We start from the raw sequence: 20,736 nt of genomic DNA, 5'->3' as shown, positions 1-20,736 counted from the left end.
GACCTGCATCAGTGCTTCGGGACCCGGACGATGAGGGCGTCGCCCTGGCCGCCGCCGCCACAGAGGGCGGCCGCGCCGGTACCGCCGCCGCGGCGGCCGAGCTCGAGGGCGAGGTGCAGCACGAGGCGGGCGCCGGACATGCCGATCGGGTGGCCGAGGGCGATCGCGCCGCCGTTCACGTTGACCTTGTCCTCGCTGACCCGCAGCTCGCGTGCGGACGCGATCCCGACCGCCGCGAACGCCTCGTTGATCTCGATCAGGTCCAGGTCGCCCGGTGCGATGCCCTCCTTCGAGCACGCCTTCGCGATCGCGTTCGCCGGCTGGCTCTGCAGCGTCGAGTCCGGCCCGGCGACCGAACCGTGCGCGCCGATCTCGGCGATCCAGCTCAGACCGAGCTCCTCGGCCTTCGCCTTGCTCATCACGACCACCGCGCACCCGCCGTCGGAGATCTGCGACGCCGACCCGGCGGTGATCGTGCCGTCCTTGCCGAACGCCGGCCGCAGCTTCGCCAGCACCTCGGCCGACGTGTCGCCGCGAACGCCTTCGTCGCTGTCCACCACGATCGGGTCGCCCTTGCGCTGCGGCACCTCGACCGGAACCACCTCGTCCGCGAACACCCCGTTCTTCCACGCCTCCGCGGCGCGCTGGTGCGAACGGGCGCTGAACTCGTCCTGCTCCGCGCGGGTCAGCTTCTCGACCGCGTTGTTCTGCTGGTCCGTCAGCGCACCCATGGCCTGGTCGGTGAACGCGTCCCACAACCCGTCGTACGCCATCGAGTCCACGAGCGTGGTGTCGCCGTACTTGAAGCCCTCGCGGGACTTCGGCAGCAGGTGCGGCGCGTTCGTCATCGACTCCATGCCGCCGGCCACGACGATCTCGTACTCGCCGGCCCGGATCAGCTGGTCGGCGAGCGCGATCGCGTTCAGCCCGGACAGGCAGACCTTGTTGATCGTGACGGCCGGCACGTCCATCGGGACGCCGCCCTTGACCGCGGCCTGGCGGGCGGTGATCTGACCGCCGCCGGCCTGCAGGACCTGGCCCATGATCACGTACTCGACCTGGTCCGGCGCGACGCCGGCCTTGGCCAGCGCACCCTTGATCGCGAAGCCACCGAGCTCGGCGCCGGTGAAGCCCTTGAGGCCGCCCAGCAACCGCCCGATCGGGGTCCGTGCACCGGCGACGATGACGCTTGAGTTCCGCGTGTCAGACATGCTGTCACGATACCTGCGACGGCACTGGTACGCCGCTGGTCGAGCACGTCAGACGGGTCACACGGATCGTGTCGGGTCGGCCACTTTCGATGGTCCCGCGGGCCGTCGTGCGCCACGCTGGCGAGATGGATCAGCTGTTCGATGCGATCGACCACGTCGGCATCGCGGTGGCCGACTTCGACGAGGCCGTCCGGTACTACGCCGACGTGTTCGGCCTGACCGTGGCGCACGAGGAGATCAACGAGGAGCAGGGCGTCCGGGAGGCGATGCTCGCGGTCGGCGACTCGGGGTCCTCGATCCAGTTGCTGGCCCCGCTGTCGGACGCGTCGCCGATCGCGAAGTTCCTGGACCAGCGCGGCGCGGGCATCCAGCAGCTCGCGTACCGGGTGCACGACCTCGACGCGGTCTCCGCCGTACTGCGGGAACGTGGCGCGCGGCTGCTGTACGACGAGCCGAAGCGCGGCACCGCCGGGTCCCGGGTGAACTTCATCCACCCGAAGTCCGCCGGCGGCGTCCTGGTCGAACTCGTGGAGCCATCAACCTCGCACGCCGGGTAACGGCTCGCTGAACAACCGACTGCTTGTCGGTGCGGCGGATTACTCTGTTCGGGTGCTGAAGGACAGCGCCACCGACTCCTTGCACGGTGCGCCGGCCGGTTTCGAGCACGATGCCTTCGTCCATGCCGGGGACGAGGACTTCGTGCCGCGTGCGGCTGCGTTCGTTCGGGAGGGTCAGGCGGCGGGGGAAACCATCGTGGCCGTACTTCCACCGGAGCGGATCGCGGTACTGCGCGACGCCCTCGGGCCCGCCGGTGACGCGGTCCAGTTCGCCGACATGACCGTTGCCGGGGGCAACCCGGCGCGGCTGATCCCGTTCTGGCGCGGCATTCTCGAGCAGCATCCCGGACCGGTGCGCGGCCTCGGCGAACCGGCGTACCCGGGGCGCGGTCCGGCGGCGTACGACGAGGTGCTGCTGCACGAGGCGCTGTCCGATATCGCTTTCGCCACCGATCGCTCGTTCCGCCTGTGCTGCGCCTACGAGACGTCCGTCGGCATCGACCCGACGGCGTCGCACGCGGGCGCGGACGCCCTTGCGGAGAAGGCGTTCCGGACCCGGCTGGACGACGTACCGGATCGCGCCGAGCGGTGGGAGTTCGGGCCGGGCGAGCTCGGCGAGGTGCGGCAGTGGCTGAGCGGCCAGGCGGCCTCGCACGGGGTGTCGCGGGACCGGCTCGACGACCTGTCGCTGGCGCTGCACGAGATCTGCACGAACAGCATCCGGTTCGGCGGCGGGCGCGGGACGCTCGCGGTGTGGATCGCCGACGGCGCGCTGATCTGCGATGTGACGGACCGCGGGCGGATCGAGGACCTGCTGGTCGGCCGGGTGCTGCCGCCGCTCGACGGGCTCGGCGGACGCGGCGTCTGGCTGGCCAACCAGCTGTGCGATCTGGCCCAGCTGCGGTCGGGTGACGACTTCACCCAGGTACGGCTGCACACCCGGTTGCGGTGATAGGACCACTGACAACGGTGGACTGATCGAGTGACGGTCGTCTCAACCGGGGTTCGCTGTGTTACACGGCACAGCCAGGGGCGCATACTCAGCGGTAAGTTCACCGCTCACCAGACCCCCTGTGCAGGAGGTACGACGTGAAGCAGATCCTCGAGGCGATCCTCTCCGGCGACAGCGCGGCCGTCGGCGAACTCGACGTACCGGACCATTACCGCGGGATCACCGTGCACGCCGACGAGGCGACCATGTTCGAGGGGCTGGACGCCAAGGAGAAGGATCCGCGCAAGAGCCTGCACCTGGACGACGTACCGACGCCTGAGCTCGGGCCGGGCGAGGCGCTGGTCGCGGTGATGGCGAGCGCGATCAACTACAACACCGTGTGGACGTCGATCTTCGAGCCGGTGTCGACGTTCTCGTTCCTGAAGCGGTACGGGAAGCTGTCACCGCTGACCGCCCGGCACGACCTGCCGTACCACGTGGTCGGCTCCGACCTCGCGGGCGTCGTACTGCGGACCGGGCCGGGCGTGAACGCCTGGAAGCCCGGCGACGAGGTGGTCGCGCACTGCCTGTCGGTCGAACTGGAGTCGCCGGACGGGCACAACGACACGATGCTCGACTCCGAGCAGCGGATCTGGGGTTTCGAGACGAACTTCGGCGGTCTCGCGGAGCTCGCGCTGGTGAAGTCGAACCAGCTGATGCCGAAGCCCGCACACCTCACCTGGGAAGAGGCGGCGTCGCCCGGGCTGGTGAACAGCACGGCGTACCGGCAGCTCGTGTCGGCGAACGGCGCGAACATGAAGCAGGGCGACGTCGTACTGATCTGGGGCGCGTCCGGCGGCCTCGGCTCGTACGCGACCCAGTTCGCGCTGAACGGCGGGGCGATCCCGGTGTGTGTGGTGTCGTCGCCGGAGAAGGCGGAGATCTGCCGGGCGATGGGCGCCTCGCTGATCATCGACCGGTCCGCGGAGGGCTACCGGTTCTGGAAGGACGAGTCGACCCAGGACCCGAAGGAATGGAAGCGGTTCGGCGCCCGGATCCGCGAGCTGACCGGCGGGGACGACCCGGACATCGTGTTCGAGCACCCGGGCCGGGAGACGTTCGGGGCGTCGGTGTACGTCGCCCGGCGCGGCGGGACGATCGTGACCTGCGCGTCGACGTCCGGGTTCATGCACGAGTACGACAACCGGTACCTGTGGATGAACCTGAAACGGATCATCGGGTCTCACTTCGCCAACTACCGGGAGGCGTGGGAGGCGAACCGGCTGATCGCCCGCGGCATGGTGCACCCGACCGTCAGCAAGGTCTACCCGCTCGAGGAGACCGCCCAGGCGGCGTACGACGTGCACCGCAACCTGCACCAGGGCAAGGTCGGCGTCCTCACCCTCGCCCCGGCCGAAGGCCTCGGCGTCCGCGACCCCGCACTCCGGGCGAAACACCTCGACCAGATCAACCGCTTCCGCGACAGGTAGTACCCGTCCAGCTGCGTTTAGGCGTTTGAACGGGTTTCTGACAGGCTTATCGTGGGGGATTCACGCTGAGCCGCCTGAAGGGAATCTCGGGAAATGCCTGACGAGTCGAGCCTGCCGTTCTTCGACCGTACGGCGACCGCGGCCGGGGGCTTCCCGGTCAGCCGTCGCGGGTACGACAAGCAGGCCGTGGACGATTACGTCCGCGCGCTGGAGATGCAACTCGGCGAGGCGCGGCATCGGGCCGACCAGTTGCAGCAGAGCGTCGCGCCGATGCAGCACCAGCTCGAGGAGACGCGCCGGCAGCTCGAGGCCAGCGCGAACCCGTCGTACGCCGGACTCGGCGACCGGGCCGCGCAGATCCTCCGGCTCGCCCAGGACCAGGCGGCCGAGGCGCTCGAGGAGGCCAAGCGCGAGGCCGACGACCTGCTGACCAACGCCCGCAAGGAGGCCGCCGCGGCCCGCGCCACCGGCGACCGCGAGGCCGAGGACATCCGTACCGTCGCGCTGAACGAGGCCGACAGCATGCGGCGTACGGCGGAGGGCGACGCGGCCGAGATCCGCCGTACCGCCGAGACCGAGTCGGCCGAGGTGCTGCAGGCCGCGCGGCGGAAGGCCGAGCAGCTGACCCTGACGGCCGAGTCGCAGGCGAGCACGCTGAAGAACGGCGCGCTGCACGAGGCGGAGAAGATCCGGACCGCGATCCAGCGCGAGTCGGCGGCGCTGCGCGCGCGGCTGGCGGACGAGCGCGAGCAGCAGGCCAAGGAGCTCGCCGACAAGCACCAGCAGATCGCGGCCGACACCGACAGCCTGACCACCCAGATGAAGGAGGCCGCCGAGGCGTCCGAGCGCCGGGTGGCCGAAGCGACCGAGCAGGCCCGCAAGATCCGTTCCGAGGCGGAGGAGTCCGCCGAGCGGACGCTCTCCCGGGCGCGCCGGGAGGCCGAGCAGTTGCTGACGACGGCGCGGACGCGGTCCGACGCCGAGCTGGCGAACGCGGCCGACGAGGCGGAGCGGTCGCGGACGGTCGTCGCTCGGGAGACTGAGCGGCTGGCGAAGCGCCGGGACGGGATCCTCACCCAGATCGCCGGCCTGAACGAGATCGCCAGCAACATCGCGCGCCAGGCGGCGGAGCTCGACTCCGAGACGTCGGCGGCGGCGTACTCGAACCCGTTCGCCCGGCCCTCCGAGTCCCCCCGACCGGCCCCGGCCGGCGCACCGGGAACGGGCGTCGGCAGCCCCTTCGCCCCGGAGAAGCCGAGCGACGCCCCCTCCGCCCCGTTCGGCGCCGAGGACGTCGCGTCCCCGTACGGCTCCACGACACCCGACGCCGCGCCCAGCGCGAGCGGGTCGAGCGTGAGTGGTTCGACGGTGGGCGGCTCCGCGAGTGGTTCGACGGTGGGCGGGTCCACCCTCGGTGGGTCCACGGTGGGCGGCTCGGCCGGCGGGATCGGCGGTTCGGGTGCGAGTGGGTCTGCTGCGGAGTCGGCGTACCCGGCGGCTACTGAGGCGGACAACCCGTTCCCGGGGGCCACGCCTGCTGGTACGTCGGCGTACGACGACGAAGGTCCGTTCACCGGGGCGAGCCCGTTCGTCGGGTCGGGTGCCGGGGACGCGCGGGTCGACGAGACCCGGATCGACACCGGCCTGCGGGTGGACGCGAAGGACGCCGGCGACCTCGCCGGCAAGACCAGCAAGACCGCCGGCGGCCCGGCAAACACGAGCACCACGACAACCACGGGCACCGCGGCAGGGACGAGCACCACAGGAGCGACGGGCAGCACCGCAGCCGCAGGCAGCACGGGGTCGACGGGCAGCACGGGCGCCGCGAGCACCACGGGAGCGGCGGGCAGCACCGCAGCCGCGGGCAGCACGGGAGCGACTAGCAGCACGGGCACCACGGGAGCCACCGGCAGCACGGCGGCCGCGGGCGACTCTAAGGGCGGCGACGCGAAGGGTGGCTCCGCCAGGGGCGGGGCCGGCGGCGGCTCCGCGGCGGACGAAGAGGCGCCGAAGGACTCCACGATGGTGGACGAGTTCCGGTTGGGTGACCTCGCGGCCGAGGACACTCAGGTGCAGACGCGGCCGTCCGCCTCCGCGAAGTCCGGGGGCAAGGGGTCCGCCGACGCCACGACCGATGCGGCCAGCTCGAGCGCACGATCCCCGAAGGACAAGATGTGACGCCACCCGGCGACGACACCTCGACAGCGACCACCGACGCGGATCTCGCGGAAGCAACCCGCGAAGCAGAGTCCGCGGCCGCCAAGGCCGAAGCCGCCGCCGGCAGAAGTGAACAAGCAGCAACCAACGCCGACACCTCCGCCGACGAAGCCGAGGACGCCGCGGACAAGGCGGAGACTTCCGCCGGGCGGGCCGGTAGTGCGGCGTACGACGCGGAAGCGGCCGCGGTGCAGGCGGGGGCCGCGGCAGAGCGGGCCGACGAGGATGTCGACATCGCGGACGAGCTGCTGATCGAGGAGCGGCACCCGTCCGAGGGGATGGGGCAGCCGGGTCCGCCGATCCGGCGGGGGAACCCGTTCACGTTCGGGTTCTTCGCGGCGCTCGGCGTACTCGTCGCCTGGGGGCTCTGGAACGCCCTCGGCCAAGCGCGTTCCGTACTGATCCTGCTGCTGGTCTCGATCTTCATCGCGGTCGGCCTGAACCCGCTGGTCGAGTGGTTCATGCGCCGCGGCCTCAAGCGCGGCCTGTCGGTCGGCGTGGTGTTCCTGCTGATGATCCTCGCGGTCGTCGGCGTCGGGTTCGCGATCGTCCCGGTCGTCACCGACCAGATCGACAGCCTGATCAAGAACGCGCCGGGGTACATCGACCTGCTGCAGAAGTCGAAGACCCTCACGAACCTGAACGAGAAGTACAAGTTCCTGGACAAGGCCCAGGAGTACATCCAGGACCCGGCGCTGGCGCAGCGCGCGTTCGGCGGCATCCTCGGCGTCGGCAAGGTGGTCGCGAACGCGCTGTTCAACACGTTCACGATCCTGGTGCTGACGCTGTACTTCCTGGCGTCGCTCCCGTCGGTCAAGCGGGCGGCGTACAGCCTGGTCCCGAATACCCGGCGCAAGCGCGTCTCGATCCTCGGCGACGAGGTGCTCGGCCGGGTCGGCGGGTACGTCAGCGGCCAGTTCATGGTGGCGCTGTGCGCGGGCGTGACGATGTTCGTCTTCCTGGAGATCGTTGGCCTCCGGCAGTACGCCGTGGCGCTGGCGATCGTGGTGATGTTCTGCGACTTCATCCCGATGGTCGGCGGTTTCATCGGCGTCGCCGTGGTCTCGCTGATCGGCTTCACCGGCGGACTCTGGACCGGGATCGCCTGCCTGATCTACGGCATCGTCTACCAGCAGATCGAGAACTACGTGGTCGCCCCACGCATCATGCGCCGCGCCGTCGACATCCCCGGCGCCGTCACCGTCATCGCCGCCCTCCTCGGCGGAGCCCTCCTCGGCGTGGTAGGAGCCCTCCTCGCCATCCCCTCCGCCGCCGCCCTCCTCCTCATCATCCGAGAAGTCTGGGTCCGCAAGGCCGACGCCTCTTAGACGCTCTGCTTGCGAGCGGTGTGGTCCGGCCGCTTGCGAGTCGCGGCGGTACGTCGAACCGTTCGGTCGGCGTCCCGTCGTGCGGGCTGTCCGGCGACGGCCTTCTCGGAGCGCCTACTGTTCGGCGTCACGACCTCGACGACCTTCAGCGCTCGGCCGTCTCCGAGGTCGATCACGAGGTCGTGCACGAACTCGTGGCGCGCTTGCCGCACAGCCTGTGCGGTAGGAGCCTCGACGTCGCCGAGCGCTGACTGCACCAACTGCGAGACACGTTGGTGGGAGACACCGAGCACGCTGCTCACGTCGCGGACCGGAACGTCGACGTCGGTCAGCACCGATGCGACCTCACGGGTCAGCTCGGCGACCAGCGCCTCGAGATCCTTCGCCCGCCGGCGAAGCCCCTCGACGAGGGTCTTCGCCTCGAGCAGATCCTGCCCGCCTGCCTCGATACCGGTCACCTCGACGGCAACCTTCGAGAGCGGTACGTCGGTCGACACCGCGACGTACTCCCGGGCCATCCGCTCGACCTCGTCCAACCTCCGCGCCTGGGTCAACCCGTCGAGCGCCGGCACCGCCACCATCCACCAACGCCCCTCCCGCCTGACACTCACCTCATACGTCTTCATTGCCTGTCCCCTCACAGTCACCGCGGGCCTTCTCTGCCTTTCGCACCACGCCTGGCGAGATCATCCGATGACCGTCCGGCAAGGCGAAGGTGTGGCTGGTGCGTGTCGGCTGCTCACTGACCATGCAGTTTAGTCTAGGAAGATAGACACTTTCAAGGCAAATCAGCTAGACGATCTCAGCCCGTCACGTCGAGGATGAAGTGTTGGGCGGGGGTGAGGCGGTTGTAGGTGTTGACGCGGAGGTAGGTCTGTTGGTCGAGTTGCTGGGGTAGGTGGCGGTGGGTGAAGTAGGAGTGCAGGGCTCGGCGGGGGGCTGTGGTGTGGTTCTGGGTGCCGCCGTGCCAGAGGTGGCTGTTGAAGATGACTACGGTACCGGCGGGGGCCGTGAGCTGGATTTCGTCGGGGTGGGGGGCGGCGGGGTCGGGCATTTCGTCGGTGGGCATGGTGCCGCGGCGGTGGGAGCCGGGGACTACTCGGGTGGCGCCGTTGTCGGGGGTGAAGTCGTCGAGGAGCCAGATGGAGTTGCAGACCTGGTAGGCGCCGGGTTCGACGGGGTGGCCGAAGTCGGCGTGCAACGACTGGTGGCCCTGGCCGGGTAGGGCGGCTCGGCTGTTCAGCGACGACAGACGGAACTCGCCGAGCACATGCTGCATCCCTGCCAGCACCCGCGGATGGCTGAAGCAGACCTCGAACAGCGGATCCTTGTTCACCAGGTCCGCCAGCCGGTCGGTGCCCTTCTCCTGATGTACTTCGAGACCGGCCCGGTCCCCCTCTGCCGCCGTCAGCTCGGCCAGCCGGCGGTTGATCGCCGACACCTCGTCCGCGGACAGGATCCCCGCCAGCGGAAGGAACCCGTCGCGGTCCAGCTGTTCCTTCTCGGCCGTCGTCAGTACGTCGTCGGTCACGCCGAGCTCGCGCAGCGCCGTCGTCATGTCCATCGCAGAATCCCTTCCCAAGATGCACGAATCGATGCAAGCATCAATCCGGCGTACCCGGGAAACAATGCAGAGGACGACAGGGCTTATGCACAGATCGCCACGACTCCTCGGCGCCGGCGTCCACACCGCCGCCCCGGGCAGGGACTACCCGTCGCACGCCCACACGTCTTGGGAGCTCGTGTACTACGTCCGCGGCCGCATCACCTGCCCCGTCGGCGACGAGACGTACGCCGCCACGCCCGGCACCGTCCTGCTCACCCCGCCGAACACCTGGCACGCCGAGCAGAGCCGCACCGGGTACGCGAACCGCTTCGTCCAGGTCGATGCCGCGTCCACCCACCCGTGGCCGCGAAGGTGCTACGACGACAGCGACCACATGCTCCGCCGAGTCTTCGACGCTCTGGTCCGCGAGACCGACGACGAACTCCGCGCGATCCTGCTCGCCGAACTCGACCTCAGACTGCGCCGCGCCGCCGCCCCACCACCGACCCCGGCAGAACAGCTGATCGCCCAAGCAGAACAGCTCTTCGAGGAACGCTTCGCCGCCGGACTGCGCATCTCCGATGTCGCCGACGATCTCGGCATCTCCACCTCAGGTCTGCGCGCCGCGTTCGCCCGCGTGCGCAATACCAGTCCACAGGCGGCGCTGCAGGCCGTACGTCTCCGCCATGCGCTCGCCCACATCCGCAATTCGACGCTCCCGCTGCAGGCCGTCGCCGAGCTGACCGGCTACAACTCCGTCAGCCACCTCTCCCGCCACGTCAAGGCCGCGACCGGCTCCGCCCCAGGAGCCCTGCGGATCACCGAAGCTCGTCCCTGAGCAACGAGCCGATCCACGCGTCCACCCGCTCCCCGCGATGCACGAGCCGCTTCCGCAACTGCCCCTCGAGTACGAACCCGGCCTTCTCCGCCACCCGCCGCGACGCGACGTTGCCGACCTCCGCCCGCCACTCGATCAACTCCAGTCCACGCTCCGCGAACGCCCACCCACAGATCGCCCGCACCCCGAGCGGCGCGACACCCCGCCCGCGCGCCGCCGGCGCGGTCCAGTACCCGACCTCCGCCGTACGGTCCCCCCGCATCCCCAGCGCAACCCGCCCGAGCCGCTCCCCCGTCCCCGCGTCCTCCACCACGAACTCGGCCCGCTCCCCACGCTCCCCCAACTCGATCGCCAGGTACTCGACGAAGTGCCGCGCATGCTCCATCAGGTACGGCGACGGGAGCTGCACGAACTGCCGCAACGCCCGGTCCTGCGACACGTCGTACACCCACTCCACGTCCGCGACCGTGAACGGCCGCAGCACCAACCACCCCGCCGGGATCTTGTCCATCGGCCGATGATGTCAGGCGCTACCGTTGCGCGGGTGTCCTACTTCGAGCGGGTCGGCGATGCGGCGTACCGGGCGACCAAGGAGGTCGGTGGGGCGTGGGACACCGCGACGCAGCACATCGCGCCCGCGCTCGGGTTGCTCGCGCATGTGGTGGAGCGGGACCGGGACGCGCGTCGTACGGACGGGCTCGTGGTCGGGCGGTTGTCGTACGACATTCTCGGGACGATCCCGATCGACGTGGTGGACGTGCGCGTGCGGGTCGTCCGGCCGGGGCGGACCGTCGAGTTGGTGGAGGCGGCGCTCAGTCACGGCGGGCGGGATGCGGTGCTGCTGCGGGCGTGGCTGATGCGGCCCGGTGACACGGCGGCCTTGCGAGGTACGGCGTACCCGCGGATCAAGCCGGTGGACGAGCTGGCGCCGTGGGATCCGTCATCGATCTGGCCAGGTGGGTTCATCGAGTCGGCCGAGGTACGCCGGGAGCAGGTCGAGCCAGGCCGGGCCGCGTTCTGGGTCCGTACGGCGGTGCGCCTGATCGACGACGAGGACGTCAGCCCGCTGGCCCGTGCCGCCGGGTTGTTCGACATCGCGAACGGGATGACGGTCCGGGCGGACCCGCGGGAGGTCGCGTTCCCGAACGTCGACCTGACGGCGCACCTGTTCGCGGCGCCCCGCGGCGAGTGGATCGGCTTCGACACCACGGTCACGTTCGGGGCCACCGGCATCGGCCTGACCAACAGCGTCCTGCACGACGCCGACGGCCCGATCGGCACCCTCGCCCAAATCCTGACGCTCAGATCCTGACGCTCAGATCCTGACCCTCAGGCCCTGAACGCCTCGCGGACCGTGGTCAGCTCGATCGACAGGTCGTCGATCGCCTGGCGGATCTCGGGATCGGTCACCACGGCCTGGTCCGACAGCCGGTACTCCTCGGCCCACCGGTAGGTGTCCGATCCGGGCCGGTGGATCGCGCCGAGCTCGGGATGGGCCGCCGCGCAGTGCGTGATCAGCAGATGTACGCCGGGCGTCAACGCCTGCAGGTGCTCGAGCAGCCACGCCTTCTTGCCCGCCGCGTCCCGATCGCTCAACGTGTGCGCCGACGCGAACATCTCCTCGCCACCGATGAACGGCGCCCCCACCGCGGCCGCGATCTCGCCGTACGCCGCCGGCGCCGCAAGCCCCATGTGTACGTCGAGATACTCCACGTCGAGCCCCGCCGCCACCAGCTTCCCCACCTGCGCCGACAGTTCCCGTACGACCTCGTCGTGCGCCACCGACGCGGCAGCCTCCGCCACGGTCCGCCGGAACGTCCCGTCCTCCCCCACCAGCGAAGGACCGTCCGTCAACGGCCGCCAGCGCAGGAAGTCCCACTCGCACGTCAGCGTCTGATGCACCCCGACCGGAATCGCGAACTCCCGCGCCAGCGCGGCCGCCTCCTCGAACCAGGGACACGCCGCCATCACCGACACCTGCGTGACGATCCCGGTCCGGAAGGCCTCGACCGTCCCGGCGTTCACCGCATGGCACATCCCGAAGTCGTCGCCGCGGACGACGAGCTGAACGCCGGTCACGGACCGGCCAGCTTGCTGACCTCGGGAGTCGGGCTGGTGTGGAAGGCGCAGGCGCGGGGATAGCCGGCCAGGCAGCCGCGGGTCGTCATCAGGGCAGTGTAGTAGTCGATGTACCGGAAGCCGTACGTCTCGCCGCGGGCGAACGCCTGGTGCCGAATGGCGGAAACCCAACGGTAGAAGGCCTCGTCGGAGATCGGCACGTACCGGGTCGGGCCGAAGCCCTCCATGTCCTCCCAGTTCTCGGCGTGCATGAACGTACGGACGCCGTGCCGCGGCAGCTCGGCCACCCGCGCGGCGAGTTCGGCGTACGGCGTGAGCGCCTTGAAGTCCTCGTCGGACTCGATCGGGAGGCCGGCCAGGAAGCGGGCCCGTTCGGCGACCTGGGCGGTGTGCTCGTGGTCGCTGTGGATCGAGTGCTTCCAGTGCGTGATGATCGTGTCCGGCTGCTTCTCCCGGATGATCCGGGCCAGCTGCAGCGCCACGTCGTCGGTGGCCGGCAGGAAGCCGTCGCTGTACTCGAGGACCTGGAAGTCCGCGCCGATCGCCTCCGCGAACGCCGTACCCTCGGCGATCTTCTGCTTGCGGTAGTCGGCCGGCGTCATCCGCGGGTGCCCGCGTTCGCCGGAGGTGAGCGCGACGATGGTCGCCGACGCGCCTTCCAGGACGAGCTTGGCGAGCGTCGGCCCGGCGGTCAGGTCCATGTCGCCGATGTGTCCGCCGATGGCGAGCACGCTGTTGGTCATAGAAGGCTCCTCATTTCAGGCCACTGAGTACGACGCCACGCACGTAGTACTTCTGGAACAGCAGGAACACGACCAGCACAGGCAGCGTGCTGATCACCAGCCCGGCCATCACGATCGGCATCGTGCGGTCCGGGTCGAGGAAGCTCTGCAGCAGCTGGATGCCGACCGGGAGCGTCTGCAGATCGGGGTCCGAGGACGAGATCAGCAGCGTCCAGATGTACTCGTTCCAGGTGCCGATGAACGTGATCAGGCCGAGCGTGATCGCCACCGGCTTGGTCTGCGGCAGCACGATCAGCCGCCAGGTCTGCCACTGGTTCGCGCCGTCGATCTTGGCCGCCTCGAGCATCTCGTCCGGCAGCGACACCATGAACTGGCGCATCAGGAAGATCCCGAAACCGCTGACCGTGAACGGCAGGATCAGCGCCACCAGGCTGGTGGTCAGCCCACCGTCGCCGCCGCGGCCGAGGAGGTCGTTGCCGCCGGCCAGCGGCCAGTTCAGCATGATCAGGAACGTCGGGATCAGCAGCAGGAACGGCGGCAGCATCATCGTCGCGAGGATGAATCGGAAGATCACCGCCCGGCCGCGGAACCGCAGCTTGGCCAGCGCGTACCCCGCCATCGACGAGGTCACCAGCACCGACACCGTCACACTGACCGTCACGATCACGCTGTTCTTGAACAGATGCAGCAGCTGCAGCTGCGAGAACGCCTCGCGGTAGTTGTCCAGGTTGAACGACTGGGGCAGCAGCTTGTACGGGATCACGCCGTACTCCCCCGCGCCCTTGAACGAGCTCATCACCATGTCCAGGAACGGCATCACCATCGCCACCGCGCCCAGAATCACGACCAGGTACGCGAACCACGGAAAGCGCCGTTTCACGAGGTTTCCTCTCCACGCCGCCGGGCGATCCACAGCTGCAGCAGCGTGATCGCCAGGATGATCACGAACAGCACCATCGCCATCGCGCTCGCCGTCCCCCAGGCGCCGTACTTGAAGGCACGCTGGTACATCTCGAACGCGGCCACGTTCGTCGCGTTCACCGGTCCGCCGTCGCCGGTCATCACGATGATCAGCGCGAACGACTGCAGCCCGCCGATGAACTGCGTGATCAGCACGAACAGCAACGCCGGCCGCAGCAGCGGCAGCGTGATCGACCAGAACATGTGCCACGAGTTCGCGCCGTCCACCTCGGCGGCCTCGTAGTACATCTCCGGGATCGCCTTCAGCCCGGCGGTGAGGATCAGTACGGCGCCGCCGATCGAGGCCCAGGCCTGGACGACGGTCACGGACGGCAGCGCGTACGACGCGTCGGACAGGAACCCGATGCTGTTCACGCCGAGCTTGTTCAGTGCGCCGTTGATCAGCCCGGCCGGCTGGTACATCATCTTCCACACGTTGCCGATGGCCACGACCGTGGCGACCACCGGGAGGAAGTACAGCACCCGCCAGAAGCCCTGGAACGACAGCCGGTCGATGCAGTAGGCAACCAGTACCGATCCGAAGGTGGCCAGGAACACCGAGCCGAACGCGAACAGCAGCGTGTTCACCAGGATCGGCTTCACGAACGTGCCGTCGAAGTTCAGCACGTCGCCGAAGTTCTTGAACCCCGCGAACTTCAGGGTGCCGAGGTCGAAGCCGCCCCAGTCCGAGAACGCCAGGACGATCGCGAAGATGAACGGCAGGATCAGGAACACGCAGAAGAACAGCAGTGCGGGCGACAGGAACAGGTACGCCGCCCGCCCTTCGCGGTGCAGCGTGCCGAGCCGCCGGGTGGGCGCCGCCACAGCACCCACCCTGGAGACGGCGGTCGTCATTGCGGCTTGACCGCCTTCGCCGCCTGCGCCAGCGCGTCGTCAGGGTTCTTGCCGTCGGCAAGCACCCCCATGATCGCGTTGTGCAGCGCCGTCTTCGCCTCGTAGGCGCCGGGCTGGTTCGGCTCGGCCATCGCGTACGTCGCCGCGTCGTAGATCGGCGCCAGGTTCGGGTCGGACAGCGACTTCTTGTACTCCTCCTGGTCGGCCGTCCGCGGCGGGATCAGGCCCTGGTCGGCGAGCCATTTGCCGGTCTCGGTGACCTTGCCGTCGGCTGTCTTGTGCTCGTTCATCCAGGTGAGGAACTTCCACGCCTCGGCCGCGTGCTTGCTGCGCTGGTTCACGCCCATGAAGAACCCGTACGCCAGCGAGCCCTTGCTGCCCGCGGTCGGGCCGGGGATCGCCGCGACGCCGACGTCGGTGCCGTACTTGTCCTTCATCTGGTTCTTCAGGCTGCCGATCCACCAGCCGGCCTGGATCGCCATCGCGACGCCGCCGCTGCGGAACTGCTTGGTCGGCATGATCGACGGGTTGGTCGCCTTCGCGGCCGCCAGGTCCGCCTCGAACTTCAGCGCCGCCTTGCCCGCCGCGTCGTCGAACTGCGCCGTACCGTCCGGCGCGAGGAACTTGCCGCCGGCCGAGTCGAGCAGCGACAGGAACGGGTGCACCGACTTGTTGTCACCGTCCTGGATCAGGCTCAGGCCCTCGACCTGGATGTTGCCCTTGGCATCACGCTTCACGGTCTTCTTGGCGGCGTCCGCGAGCTCGGCCCAGGTCGACGGCGGCTTGGTGATGCCGGCCGCCGCGAGGATCTTCTTGTTGTAGAACAGCACGTAGGTGTTCAGCTCGGTCGGGTACCCGAGCAGCGTGTCGCCGGTGGTGACCGCGCCGAGCGCCGCCGGGCTGTACTCCGCCTTGATCTTGGTCGCGATGTCGTCCGGCACCTTCGCGACGACGTTCGCCTTCATCAACTGGCCGCCCCACAGACCGTACGCGCTGACGATGTCCGCGCCGCGGCCGCCGGTCTGCCGGACGGTCATCGTGGTCAGCAGGTCGTCGAACTTGACCACCTGCGACTTCACCTGGATCTTCGGGTTCTCCTTGTTCCACTCCTGGATCATCTTGTCCAGGCCTTCCTTGGACGGGCCGTCGCTGTAGTGGCTCAGCAGCGTCAGCTCGACCTTGCCGCCACTGCCGCCCGAGCCGCTGCCCCCGCCGCACGCGGCGGCGCCGGTGGCCAGCAAGCCCAGCGCGACGGCCAGCCGCAAACTCTTGGCAATCCTCATGATCATTCCTTCTCGCCGGCCGGGAGCAACGGCGCCCGGAGGATGGTGAACGTGCGCGTGATGTCGAACCCCGTCTTCAGGTAGAGCTGTCCGGCGGCGGACTTCTCGCCGGTCCACAGGAACCAGGCGCTGTGCGCGCCGGCGGCGACCATCCGCTCCAGCGTCAGGTGCAGCAGCACCTTGCCGAGCCCGGTGCCGCGGGACGCCGGCAGGACGCCGAACGGCCCGAAGCGGTCGATCACGCCTTCGTAGGTCCCGTGCATCGCCCAGCCGAGGATCGCCCCACCGGGTTCCCGCGCGACCACGATCCGATCGAGTGGCAGCCCGGACACGACGCCCTCGCGGATCGCGCGCGCCCAGTCCGGGTTGAACTCCGCGCCGGCGATCGCGATCACAGCGGTCAGCTCGTCGTCGGAAGGTGTTCCGAAGCTGTAGCCCTCGCCCGTCAGTACGTCGATCCGCTTCCGGACCTCGTCCGGTACGGCGTACCCGACGAGGCCTCGGTCCATCGCGACCGCGTCGTACCCGCGCCGGAAACCCAGCGAGTCCAGCAGGTGCGCCGCCGCCGGGTAGCGCGCCGCGTCCAGACCGGGGAGGAAGTAGTTGGGCGTGTACGACGAGAAGAACACCTCGGTCCGCCCGTGCGACCGCAGCCAGTCGGTTGCCGCGGTCAACAGCTCCCGCCCGAGACCCTGGCCGCGGTGGTCCGGGTGGACGAAGAAGAACGGGATCCAGCCGGACGCCGGCTCCACATCGTCGGCGTCGACCGCGATCAGCCGGCGGACGGCGTACGCGGCGCCGACGATCTGATCATTGATCACGGCCACCTGGAGACCGGCCGCGTCGAAGTTCCGGTCGAGCAGGAACAGGTCGCGGAGCCGCTGGTACGAGATCGGGTCGGCCGGCGCCGCGGCGGTCCACGCGGCCGCGATCGCCGGTCCGTCGCCGACCTGGAAGGAACGGATCATCGAGCATTCCCTTCGTAGAGAAGTGCATCAGCGGGCGGCGTGGTTGCCGCAGGCAAAAGATCCACCGGGTTGTCGCCCGCTTCCAGCGCCTTCCGCAACGAGTCCGAGCCCCAGAGCCGGTCCAGTGACGGCAGCATCGCGAAGTCGTCCGGGTACAGCTCGTTCAGCACCCGCAGCATCTCCAGCGCGGTCCGCACCGGCTCGAACGCGTCCCGGTCGACGAGATGCAGCTGTACGCCGGACACGGCAACGCCGGCGTGCTTGCTGAACACCGGCTCGAACCACATCCGCCGGAAGGCCACTCCCGGCAGTCCCAGCGAGCGGAGCGCCGGCACGAACCGGTCGTCGACGTACGGCGCCCCGATCGTCTCGAACGGGCGCGTCGTACCGCGGCCCTCGCTGAGGTTCGTCCCCTCGAACAGGCCGGTGCCCGGGTACACCAGCGCGGTGTCCGGCGTCGGCATGTTCGGCGACGGCGGGACCCATGGCTCGACGCCACGGTCGGCCCTGTTCCAGCCTTCCAGCTCGACCACGGTCGCCGGACCTAGCTGGCGGGCCAACTCGCCGACGGTCAGCCCGTGCCGGAGCGGGATCGGCGCCCGCCCGACGAAGCTCTCGAACCCCGGCTGCAGCATCGGCCCCTCGACCCGGACGCCACCGAGCGGGTTCGGCCGGTCCAGGACGACGAACGGCTTCGCGAGCCGCGCGGCCGCCTGCTGACAGTCGTACATCGTCCAGACGTAGGTGTAGAACCGCGTCCCGATGTCCTGGATGTCGAACAGCAGTACGTCGACGTCCGCGAACAGCTCGTCGAGCGCCGCGCCCTGCCGTTCGTACGTGTCGAAGACCGGCAGCCCGGTGTCCGGGTCGACGCCTGCCCCTTCACTGGCGCCCGCTTGCGCCGTACCCCGGAGTCCGTGTTCGGGACCGAACAACGCCGTCAACGGCAACCCGGCCGCACGCAACGCGACCGAGGTCGGCGTGAGGTCCGGCAGTACGCCGGTGAAGTTCGTGATCAGTCCAAGGCGCCCGTCGGGCACCAACCCCGGGTCCTCGGCCAGACGCTGTGCGCCGGTCCGGACCACCATCGCTACCACCAACCCAGATCGTGGATCCTGCAGGAACTGGGTTGAAAACTTACCGACGACTTCAGTCGAAGGTCAATGGATTACGGACAACCGTTTACCTGAGAAACGGCGTCAGTACCGTCAGGAAGTCGTCAAGGCGCTCCGCGTGCACCCAATGACCGGCCTCGGAGACTTCGGCGTAGGTGACCTGGGGGAAGTACGACGCGATGGTCGCGCGGTGGTCCTGCTGGACGTAGTCGGACTTGCCGCCGTAGATGAAGAGCGTCGGACCGTCGTAACGCAAGCCTTCGACCGACGGCCAGCCGGAGATCTCAGGGAGGGCGGCCTCGATGACCGGGAGGTTGGGGCGCCAGCGGGCGCCGTCCGCGTCGAGGATCAGGTTCTGGAGCAGGAACGCGCGCGTACCAGGGGTTGGTACGGCGTCCACGAGCTGCGTGTCGACCTCGGCGCGGCGGGTGACCGACGACAGGTCGGCGTTGCGCATCGCGCGGGCGTACTCGACGAAGGCCGGCGGGTACGCGACCGGCGCGGCGTCCACGACCACCAGCCGCTCGACCACGGCGGGGTGCCGCAGCGCGGTCAGCATCGCGGTCTTCCCGCCCATCGAGTGCCCGACCAGCGCGACCGGGCCGACCCCGAGCGCCTCGATCGTCTCCCGGACGTCGTCGGCCATCTCCGGGTAGCTCATCGTCGCGACGTGCGGCGACGTGCCGTGGTTGCGCAGGTCGAACGCGAACACCCGGTGCCGGTCCGCGAGCCGGCGGGCCGCGGTCATCCAGTTCCGCCCCGAGCCGAACAGCCCGTGCATCACCACGACCGGCGTACCCGTCTCGCCGTACGACGTGACCGGAAGCTTCATGCGCTCACCTTTCAACGGCTCCGTTGCCAGCACGCGGTGTGCCAGTGGCGCCGCTCGTCCAGCGACTGCGCACCGCCGAGCGCGCCGAGCAGGCTGGGGTTGTCCGGCCAGACGACGACGTGCGGCGTGGCCGGCGGGATCTGCTGGTCGCAGCCCGGGCACCGGTACGACTTCGCCGACGCGGACCCGGAGACCCGCCGGACGTTCCACTCGCCGTCCGCCTTCGTCTCCCGGGACTGGGTACCACCGAGCAGCGGCCGGTCACTGACCGGCCGCTGCCACTTGGAAGGCTTTCTGCGCGACATAGCCCCTCAAGGCTAGTCGTATGACCTAGCTCACCTGGCGACCGCGTACGCCGCGCAGCCGATCAGCTCCATCGACACCTGCAGCCGCTCCAGGCTGACGTTCTTCGCGATCGTGTCCTCGGGCGAGTGGTACGGCGGCTCGAGGAACGACGGGGCCAGCTCGCCGCGCCAGGAGAAGTTCGCCGAGTCGATCCCGACCTCCTGGAACGACTGGTGGTCCGAGGCGCCGCGTTGTACTGGTCCGACCAGTTGCGCGTCGTACCCGAGCCGCTTGCCGGCCTCACGCACCGCGTCCGTCGCGGTGTTGGCGAGGCCGGTGAACGACAGCAGCCAGTACGTGACCGCCGGGTCCCAGCTGGTCGCGACCATGTCGTTCTGGAACACCGCGCGGTACCGGTCGCGCTGGTCCTGGGCGAGCTGGGCAACGTGGTACCGCGACCCGATCAGCCCCTGCTCCTCCGAACCCCAGAGCGCGAACCGCAGCGTCGCGTCGGTGGGGATCCGGCTGAACACCCGCGCCAGCTCCATCGTGAGCACCGTGCCCGAGCCGTCGTCGTTCGCACCTGGCGCGCCCGTGACGGTGTCGTAGTGGCCGCTCACCATCACGATGGGGCCCTTGCCGCGGCGTTCCCCGATCACGTTGTTGGAGATCAGCCCGCGGTGCGCCGCCGTACTGATCTTCAACGGCAGTGACGTGACGACCGCGAGCGCCTCGCGGATCAGGCGTTTCTGCACCTGGGCGACACCGATCACGGGGATCGGCGCGTCGGTCAGACCGCTCGGCGAGAACGCGGACGCGCGCCGCGGGTACGCCTGGTCGGCCGGCAGCAGGATCACCCCGACCGCACCCTGCGCCGCGGCCTCCGCGACCAGCGCAGGACGTGCCGCGGCGGTGTCGTCCGCGATCACGATCGAACCAGCCACGTCGGCCGGCCAGACCGGCGCGGTCGCCGGGCCGACGTCGCGCACCGGTCCTTCGACGGTCACGTCGAGCTTCCCGCCCGGGGCGGCCCCGGCCTGCCAGCACAGGTCGTCAGGCAGCATCCGTCGTACGTCGGTGATCTGGGCGAGGAACTTGTCCGCGACCGGGAACGGCTCCAGCCGGGTCCGGTACCCGAACTTGTCCAGCTGGCTCGCGATGTAGTCGGCGGCGCGCTTCTCGCTCGCCGTACCGCCGATGCGTGGCCCGATCCGCTCGGAGAGCACCTGTAGATGCTGCAACGCGCGGTCGGAGGACAGGCCGGAGACGATCTCCCGGTCGTACCTGTCCAGCTTCGGCCGGTTCACCGCTCCCGGCCGAAGGTCGTCGGCGCCCCAGGCGGGCGCGGCGGTCAGTGCGGAGGCTGCGGTCACGCCGGCTACGGCGCCGAGCAAACCGCGGCGACTCAGACCGGATCTGTCGGTCATGAAGGTCTCCCTCACAGAGGTTGGGCGGCCCCGAGAGCCCAGACCGTAACTGAGACCCAACTGAGAAACCT

21 protein-coding genes are annotated in these 20,736 nt (G+C 69.6%); 7 read left to right on the top strand and 14 right to left on the bottom strand.

All coding sequences use genetic code 11. The annotated features are described in order from the left end of the window. Positions 1-8 precede the first annotated feature (8 nt). A complete protein-coding gene (locus tag ACQHIV_RS01360; RefSeq protein WP_427890854.1) occupies positions 9-1,211 on the bottom strand; it encodes an acetyl-CoA C-acetyltransferase in 1,203 nt (400 codons plus the stop codon). A gap of 125 nt (positions 1,212-1,336) precedes the next feature. On the opposite strand from ACQHIV_RS01360, the gene mce reads away from it, so the two are divergent. From mce to ACQHIV_RS01335, 5 genes are all read left to right on the top strand, one after another. Beyond that, entirely contained in the window at positions 1,337-1,768 is a 432-nt protein-coding gene (gene mce, locus ACQHIV_RS01355) for a methylmalonyl-CoA epimerase (protein WP_427890852.1), read from the top strand. Between the two features lie 52 nt (positions 1,769-1,820). Beyond that, a complete protein-coding gene (locus ACQHIV_RS01350) occupies positions 1,821-2,720 on the top strand; it encodes an anti-sigma factor RsbA family regulatory protein (protein ID WP_427890850.1) in 900 nt (299 codons plus the stop codon). A 137-nt stretch (positions 2,721-2,857) separates the two neighbouring features. Further along, positions 2,858-4,189, top strand: a complete 1,332-nt coding sequence (gene ccrA, locus ACQHIV_RS01345; RefSeq protein WP_427890848.1) for a crotonyl-CoA carboxylase/reductase — start codon at positions 2,858-2,860, stop codon at positions 4,187-4,189. A gap of 93 nt (positions 4,190-4,282) precedes the next feature. Then, positions 4,283-6,367 (top strand): DivIVA domain-containing protein, encoded by a 2,085-nt coding sequence (locus ACQHIV_RS01340; protein WP_427890846.1) that lies wholly within the window; start codon positions 4,283-4,285, stop codon positions 6,365-6,367. Then, positions 6,364-7,734, top strand: a complete 1,371-nt coding sequence (locus tag ACQHIV_RS01335; RefSeq protein ID WP_427890844.1) for an AI-2E family transporter — start codon at positions 6,364-6,366, stop codon at positions 7,732-7,734. The genes ACQHIV_RS01340 and ACQHIV_RS01335 overlap by 4 nt, the downstream gene beginning before the upstream one ends. On the opposite strand, the gene ACQHIV_RS01330 is transcribed toward ACQHIV_RS01335, so the two are convergent. Both ACQHIV_RS01330 and ACQHIV_RS01325 read right to left on the bottom strand, forming a co-directional pair. Further along, positions 7,731-8,360, bottom strand: coding sequence for a hypothetical protein (locus ACQHIV_RS01330; protein WP_427890842.1), 630 nt, complete (start codon positions 8,358-8,360; stop codon positions 7,731-7,733). The two genes, ACQHIV_RS01335 and ACQHIV_RS01330, sit on opposite strands and share 4 nt — an antisense overlap. Before the next feature lie 176 nt (positions 8,361-8,536). Further along, positions 8,537-9,298 (bottom strand): phytanoyl-CoA dioxygenase family protein, encoded by a 762-nt coding sequence (locus tag ACQHIV_RS01325; protein WP_427890840.1) that lies wholly within the window; start codon positions 9,296-9,298, stop codon positions 8,537-8,539. Positions 9,299-9,383: 85 nt separating this feature from the next. Here ACQHIV_RS01325 and ACQHIV_RS01320 point away from each other — a divergent pair, with 85 nt between their 5' ends. Further along, complete coding sequence (locus tag ACQHIV_RS01320; protein ID WP_427890839.1) at positions 9,384-10,118, top strand: AraC family transcriptional regulator; 735 nt, start codon at positions 9,384-9,386, stop codon at positions 10,116-10,118. Here the strand turns inward: ACQHIV_RS01320 and ACQHIV_RS01315 are convergent. Then, positions 10,099-10,629: a GNAT family N-acetyltransferase gene (locus ACQHIV_RS01315; RefSeq protein WP_427890837.1), complete on the bottom strand. Its 531-nt coding sequence runs from the start codon at positions 10,627-10,629 to the stop codon at positions 10,099-10,101. The two genes, ACQHIV_RS01320 and ACQHIV_RS01315, sit on opposite strands and share 20 nt — an antisense overlap. Before the next feature lie 33 nt (positions 10,630-10,662). Here ACQHIV_RS01315 and ACQHIV_RS01310 point away from each other — a divergent pair, with 33 nt between their 5' ends. Next, on the top strand, positions 10,663-11,430 hold the full coding sequence (locus ACQHIV_RS01310; protein WP_427890835.1) for a thioesterase family protein: 768 nt from the start codon (positions 10,663-10,665) through the stop codon (positions 11,428-11,430). Positions 11,431-11,447: 17 nt separating this feature from the next. Here the strand turns inward: ACQHIV_RS01310 and ACQHIV_RS01305 are convergent, their stop codons facing one another. The 10 genes from ACQHIV_RS01305 to ACQHIV_RS01260 form a co-directional block, all read right to left on the bottom strand. Then, a complete protein-coding gene (locus ACQHIV_RS01305; protein ID WP_427890833.1) occupies positions 11,448-12,197 on the bottom strand; it encodes a ChbG/HpnK family deacetylase in 750 nt (249 codons plus the stop codon). Continuing rightward, complete coding sequence (locus ACQHIV_RS01300; protein ID WP_427890831.1) at positions 12,194-12,940, bottom strand: PIG-L deacetylase family protein; 747 nt, start codon at positions 12,938-12,940, stop codon at positions 12,194-12,196. The genes ACQHIV_RS01305 and ACQHIV_RS01300 overlap by 4 nt, the downstream gene beginning before the upstream one ends. A gap of 10 nt (positions 12,941-12,950) precedes the next feature. Continuing rightward, entirely contained in the window at positions 12,951-13,820 is an 870-nt protein-coding gene (locus tag ACQHIV_RS01295; RefSeq protein WP_427890829.1) for a carbohydrate ABC transporter permease, read from the bottom strand. Next, positions 13,817-14,725, bottom strand: a complete 909-nt coding sequence (locus ACQHIV_RS01290; RefSeq protein ID WP_427890827.1) for a carbohydrate ABC transporter permease — start codon at positions 14,723-14,725, stop codon at positions 13,817-13,819. Before ACQHIV_RS01290 ends, ACQHIV_RS01295 begins: the two co-directional genes overlap by 4 nt. Before the next feature lie 26 nt (positions 14,726-14,751). Further along, on the bottom strand, positions 14,752-16,038 hold the full coding sequence (locus tag ACQHIV_RS01285) for an extracellular solute-binding protein (RefSeq protein WP_427890826.1): 1,287 nt from the start codon (positions 16,036-16,038) through the stop codon (positions 14,752-14,754). A gap of 2 nt (positions 16,039-16,040) precedes the next feature. Beyond that, positions 16,041-17,006 carry a GNAT family N-acetyltransferase gene (locus ACQHIV_RS01280; protein ID WP_427890824.1) on the bottom strand — a complete coding sequence of 322 codons (966 nt, stop codon included), beginning with the start codon at positions 17,004-17,006 and terminating at the stop codon, positions 16,041-16,043. Further along, positions 17,003-18,094 carry an exo-beta-N-acetylmuramidase NamZ family protein gene (locus tag ACQHIV_RS01275; protein WP_427890822.1) on the bottom strand — a complete coding sequence of 364 codons (1,092 nt, stop codon included), beginning with the start codon at positions 18,092-18,094 and terminating at the stop codon, positions 17,003-17,005. The genes ACQHIV_RS01280 and ACQHIV_RS01275 overlap by 4 nt, the downstream gene beginning before the upstream one ends. A gap of 94 nt (positions 18,095-18,188) precedes the next feature. Next, entirely contained in the window at positions 18,189-18,953 is a 765-nt protein-coding gene (locus ACQHIV_RS01270) for an alpha/beta fold hydrolase (protein WP_427890820.1), read from the bottom strand. Between the two features lie 11 nt (positions 18,954-18,964). Continuing rightward, positions 18,965-19,258, bottom strand: a complete 294-nt coding sequence (locus tag ACQHIV_RS01265) for a hypothetical protein (protein ID WP_427890818.1) — start codon at positions 19,256-19,258, stop codon at positions 18,965-18,967. Between the two features lie 30 nt (positions 19,259-19,288). Continuing rightward, entirely contained in the window at positions 19,289-20,665 is a 1,377-nt protein-coding gene (locus ACQHIV_RS01260; protein ID WP_427890817.1) for a M28 family peptidase, read from the bottom strand. Positions 20,666-20,736 lie beyond the last annotated feature (71 nt).

Source organism: Kribbella polygonati (assembly GCF_050320105.1).
Taxonomy (GTDB): Bacteria; Actinomycetota; Actinomycetes; order Propionibacteriales; family Kribbellaceae; genus Kribbella.
This window is presented reverse-complemented; position numbering and strand designations above follow the sequence as displayed.

Bases quoted from the DNA above. Each gene is read 5' to 3' on its own strand.
- ACQHIV_RS01360 (WP_427890854.1), bottom strand. From the start codon at position 1,211: ATGTCTGACACGCGGAACTCAAGCGTCATCGTCGCCGGTGCACGGACC.
- mce (WP_427890852.1), top strand. From the start codon at position 1,337: ATGGATCAGCTGTTCGATGCGATCGACCACGTCGGCATCGCGGTGGCC.
- ACQHIV_RS01340 (WP_427890846.1), top strand. From the start codon at position 4,283: ATGCCTGACGAGTCGAGCCTGCCGTTCTTCGACCGTACGGCGACCGCG.
- ACQHIV_RS01330 (WP_427890842.1), bottom strand. From the start codon at position 8,360: ATGAAGACGTATGAGGTGAGTGTCAGGCGGGAGGGGCGTTGGTGGATG.
- ACQHIV_RS01325 (WP_427890840.1), bottom strand. From the start codon at position 9,298: ATGGACATGACGACGGCGCTGCGCGAGCTCGGCGTGACCGACGACGTA.
- ACQHIV_RS01320 (WP_427890839.1), top strand. From the start codon at position 9,384: ATGCACAGATCGCCACGACTCCTCGGCGCCGGCGTCCACACCGCCGCC.
- ACQHIV_RS01315 (WP_427890837.1), bottom strand. From the start codon at position 10,629: ATGGACAAGATCCCGGCGGGGTGGTTGGTGCTGCGGCCGTTCACGGTC.
- ACQHIV_RS01300 (WP_427890831.1), bottom strand. From the start codon at position 12,940: ATGACCAACAGCGTGCTCGCCATCGGCGGACACATCGGCGACATGGAC.
- ACQHIV_RS01285 (WP_427890826.1), bottom strand. From the start codon at position 16,038: ATGAGGATTGCCAAGAGTTTGCGGCTGGCCGTCGCGCTGGGCTTGCTG.
- ACQHIV_RS01280 (WP_427890824.1), bottom strand. From the start codon at position 17,006: ATGATCCGTTCCTTCCAGGTCGGCGACGGACCGGCGATCGCGGCCGCG.
- ACQHIV_RS01275 (WP_427890822.1), bottom strand. From the start codon at position 18,094: ATGGTGGTCCGGACCGGCGCACAGCGTCTGGCCGAGGACCCGGGGTTG.
- ACQHIV_RS01270 (WP_427890820.1), bottom strand. From the start codon at position 18,953: ATGAAGCTTCCGGTCACGTCGTACGGCGAGACGGGTACGCCGGTCGTG.
- ACQHIV_RS01265 (WP_427890818.1), bottom strand. From the start codon at position 19,258: ATGTCGCGCAGAAAGCCTTCCAAGTGGCAGCGGCCGGTCAGTGACCGG.
- ACQHIV_RS01260 (WP_427890817.1), bottom strand. From the start codon at position 20,665: ATGACCGACAGATCCGGTCTGAGTCGCCGCGGTTTGCTCGGCGCCGTA.